The organism is Methyloceanibacter marginalis (assembly GCF_001723295.1).
GTDB classification, from domain to species: Bacteria; Pseudomonadota; Alphaproteobacteria; order Rhizobiales; family Methyloligellaceae; genus Methyloceanibacter; species Methyloceanibacter marginalis.
Genome location: NZ_LPWD01000305.1, coordinates 1 through 4,161, shown reverse-complemented (window position 1 = coordinate 4,161; position 4,161 = coordinate 1). Strand labels below are relative to the sequence as shown.

Here is a 4,161-nt window from a genome sequence, read left to right as displayed (position 1 = left end):
GGCGGAAGATCTCGGCCTTGCTGTCAGCCTGCCGCAGGTGGATGCGTTCTTCCTCGAAAGCGGCCCCGCAGGCTTTGAGCGCGAGCCAAGGACGCAAGCTCCACGACGAGTAGTTCTTGTCTCCGATGACCAGCGTGTAGCCTGTCCCTGTCATTGTTCCGCCTTCCGCCATTGTCATGTTTCCGCTCCCCTGCCATTAATGCGCGGCTCCTTCAAGACACGTCCGGATCTTTTCATGCCTTCCAAAGCGACGACGCTCGACGCAACACGCCACACCCTCGAAGACTTGCTGCTTGCGCGCGGCACCGACGCCATCCCCATCGTGCCGGTCGCCTCGGACGACGATCTCGGGGGATTGAGCGATCTGGAACGCCGCTGGGCCGAGGCGCGGGACTGGAAACCGGACCAAGGTGCCGTGCTGCCGGTACCCGACGAGACGGGGGCCATCGGCAAGGTCCTGTTCGGCACGGGCGGCGCCGATTGGGCGAAGGACGCACCCTTGCTCACAGGCGCCCTGCCTGGGAAGTTGCCCGCCGGTGACTATCGCTTTGCCGGTCCCATGCCCGATCCGGATCTTGCCGCGCTTGGCTTCCTCGGCGGCTGCTACCGCTTCACCCGCTACAAATCCGGAAACGACAAGGCGCCGCGGCGCCTCGTGCTTCCCGAGGGCGCGGACCGGGATCAGGTCCTGGCGCTGGCGGAAGCGCTCTATTTCGGCCGCGATCTCATCAACACGCCGGCAAGCGATCTCGGTCCCGCCGAGCTCGAAGCCGCGGCGCGCGAGCTCGCCAAGGCCTTCGACGGCACGGTCAAGGTGACGGAAGGCTCGACCCTGCTCGCCGACAATTTTCCAATGATCCATGCCGTGGGCCGGGCCAGCGACCGCGCTCCCCGGCTCATCGACATTCGCTGGGGCGCGGAGCGCGCACCCAAAGTGACCATCGTGGGCAAGGGAATCTGCTTCGATACCGGCGGCCTTAATCTGAAGCCCGGCGGCTCCATGGGCCTGATGAAGAAGGATATGGGCGGCGCCGCATCGGCACTCGCCTTCGCCCTCATGGTCATGCGGACCAAGCTGCCGGTGCGCTTGCGTGTGCTCATTCCGGCCGCCGATAATTCGGTCGCCGGCAACGCCTTCCGCCCGGGCGATGTTCTGACCAGCCGCAACGGCATGACGGTCGAGATCGGCAACACGGACGCGGAGGGACGCCTAGTGCTGGCGGACGCCCTCAGCCTTGCCGACGAGGAGGCGCCCGACTATCTCGTCACGTTCGCGACGCTCACGGGAGCCGCGCGCGTCGCGCTCGGACCCGAGCTGCCGCCGTTCTACGCCGACGATGACGACTTTGCCGGCAAGGTGCTCGAGGCCGCGCTCGCCGTTGGCGATCCTGTGTGGCGCATGCCGTTCTGGGCGTCCTACGACAAGCTGCTCAAGAGCAATGTCGCCGACGTCAGCCACATCTCGGACGGCCCGTTTGCAGGTTCGGTAACCGCGGCCTTGTTCCTGAAGCGCTTCGTGAAAGAGGCCAAGCGCTTCGCGCATCTCGACATCTATGGCTGGGTGCCGCGCGAGCAGCCAGGACGGCCGCAAGGCGGCGAACCGCAGGCGGCCCGTGCGCTGTTCCAGTTCTTCCGCCGAGAGCTCGGCTCGTGAGCAGCCACGACCCGCGCCGTCACGTCTATCGCGCGGACCTTGCCGCCGAGCATTTGCGCGGGCAGGTAGATGCGGCGCGCTATGTCGCGGGCGAGCCCCGTCAAGTCGGTGCCGCGTCTCTGCCCGTGCGGCGTGAGCCCCGCTTCGATGCGATGCTCGACACCGAGGCGCTCCACGGCGAGACCGTGACCGTCTATGACGAGCGCGAGGGCTGGGCCTGGGTCCAGCTCGATCACGACGGCTATGTCGGCTACCTGCCGAGCGCGGGTTTGGTTCCCATAGCGGCGCCGCCCACCCACCGCGTCTCCGCCTTGCGCACCTACGTCTTTCCGGCGCCGGATTCCAAGGCGCCGCCGCTGGCGATGCTGAGCCTCAATGCGCGCATCGCCGTTGCCGAGGACGGCGGCCGGTACTTGAAGCTTGAGGGCGGCGGCTACGTCTATGCCAGCCACGTCGTGCCTCTAGACCAACATGCGGAAGATTTTGTCGCGGTCGCCGAGGCCTTTCTCGGCACGCCCTATCTGTGGGGCGGACGGACCAGCGTCGGGCTCGACTGCTCGGGGCTGGTGCAGCTTGCCGCCGCCGCCGCCGGCTATAAGGTGCCGCGCGACGCGGATATGCAGGCGGCGGAAGCGGGCGAGCTCATCGCGTGGCAGGAGAGCGGCACGCTGAGACGCGGCGACCTGGTGTTCTGGGACGGGCATGTGGGCATCATGACGAGCGGCGAAGATTTCCTCCACGCCAATGCGTATCACATGGCCGTTGTGCTTGAACGGTTCCACGAAGCCCCGCGCGCGCATTGAGGCGGCGGGCTCGAGGTAACCGGCGTCCGGCGCTTGCCGTGACGCTAGGGGGGAGCGCTAGAGGACGCCGAAAAGGTAGAGCAGAATGATGATGGGGATCGGAATACCGATCAGCCACAACAGAACTCCGCGCATTCTTACGTCCTCCGTTGTCCAAAACTGCAACGTATAAACGTAAGGCCGTGCGTCTGGTTCCCTAGGTCGAGACGGCGTCGCCCGGTACGGCCTCCAGCTCGAAGGCCGCGGCGAGCAACGCCTTGGTGTAATCGGTCTTCGGGCTCGCGAACACGGTCTGCGCCGGGCCTTGCTCCACCACCTTGCCGTGACGCAGCACGATGATCGAGTTGGCGAGCGCGCGCACCACTTTGAGGTCGTGGCTGATGAAGAGATAGGCGAGCTTGTGCCGCTTCTGAAGGTCGCGCAGCAGGTCCACGATTTGCGCCTGCACCGAAACGTCCAGCGCCGAGGTCGGCTCGTCTAGAATGAGCAGTTTCGGCTCGAGCACCAGCGCCCGCGCGATGGCGATGCGCTGGCGCTGCCCGCCTGAGAACTCGTGCGGATAGCGGTCACGCAGCGCGGAATCCAGGCCCACCTCCTTCAGCGCACGCGACACGCGCGCGTCGCGCTCATCGCGGGACAGGCCAGGGTTCTGGATATCGAGGCCCTCCTCGATGATCTGGCCGATGGACATGCGAGGCGATAGCGAGCCGTACGGGTCCTGGAAGACGATCTGCAGGTCTTTCCGCAAGGGGCGCATCTTCTTGGAGTCGTAGCCGTCGATGCGGTCGCCGAGATAGACGATGGGCCTTCGCTCGAGATCAGGCGCAGGATCGCGAGCCCAAGCGTCGTCTTGCCGGAGCCGGACTCGCCCACGACGCCGAGCGTCTGGCCTTCCTTCACGTCCACATCGATGCCGTCCACCGCCTTGATATAGCCGACGGTTCGGCGCAGGAAGCCGCGTTTGATCGGGAACCACACCTTCAAGTCGTCGGTCTTGAGGATCGTCCTGGCCCTGGCGTTCTCCGGCGGCGGGGAGCCCTTGGGCTCCGAGGCGATCAGGTGCTTGGTGTAGTCGTCCTTCGGATGGTCGAAGATGTCGTGAGTCGCTCCGCGCTCTACGATGACGCCGTCATGCATCACGCAGACCCGGTCGGCCATTTTGCGCACGATGCCGAGATCGTGGGTGATCAGCAGCATCGCCATGTTGAATTCGGCCCGGAGCTCCAGCAGCAATTCGAGGATCTGCGCCTGAATGGTGACGTCGAGCGCCGTGGTCGGCTCGTCGGCGATCAGCAGGTCCGGCTCGTTGGCGAGCGCCATGGCGATCATCACGCGCTGGCGTTGTCCGCCCGAAAGCTGGTGGGGATACGACCCGAGCCTGCTTTCCGGGTCCTCGATTCCCACCCTGTTGAGGAGGTCCAAGACGCGCGCCCGGCACGCGGCGCCCGACAAGCCCATATGGATCTTCAGCACTTCGGCGATCTGCTGCTCGATCATGTGCAGCGGATTGAGCGAGGTCATCGGCTCCTGGAAGATCATCGAGATCTGATTGCCCCGCACATGGCGCAAGCCGTCAGGCGGCAGCGCCAGGAGGTTCTCGCCCTTGAAGGTGATCGCTCCGGAGGGGTGCGAAGCGGCCGGGTAGGGGAGGAGTTGGAGGATCGATAGCGCGGTCACCGTCTTGCCGGAGCCGGACTCGCCCAC

3 protein-coding genes and 1 pseudogene are annotated in these 4,161 nt (G+C 65.8%); 2 read left to right on the top strand and 2 right to left on the bottom strand.

Translation table 11 applies throughout. From position 1 onward, the window contains the following. A partial coding sequence (locus tag AUC71_RS21260) for a thioredoxin domain-containing protein (RefSeq protein ID WP_483127807.1) occupies window positions 1–154 on the bottom strand: 154 nt, incomplete at its 3' end. Between the two features lie 81 nt (window positions 155–235). Here AUC71_RS21260 and AUC71_RS11365 point away from each other — a divergent pair. Together AUC71_RS11365 and AUC71_RS11360 are read left to right on the top strand one after the other, a co-directional pair. Continuing rightward, window positions 236–1,654 carry a leucyl aminopeptidase family protein gene (locus AUC71_RS11365; protein ID WP_069624358.1) on the top strand — a complete coding sequence of 473 codons (1,419 nt, stop codon included), beginning with the start codon at window positions 236–238 and terminating at the stop codon, window positions 1,652–1,654. Then, window positions 1,651–2,457: a C40 family peptidase gene (locus tag AUC71_RS11360; RefSeq protein WP_069624357.1), complete on the top strand. Its 807-nt coding sequence runs from the start codon at window positions 1,651–1,653 to the stop codon at window positions 2,455–2,457. The genes AUC71_RS11365 and AUC71_RS11360 overlap by 4 nt, the downstream gene beginning before the upstream one ends. A 196-nt stretch (window positions 2,458–2,653) precedes the next feature. Here the strand turns inward: AUC71_RS11360 and AUC71_RS11355 are convergent. Further along, window positions 2,654–4,161 (bottom strand): annotated as a pseudogene (locus AUC71_RS11355) (ABC transporter ATP-binding protein); the annotation flags it as partial.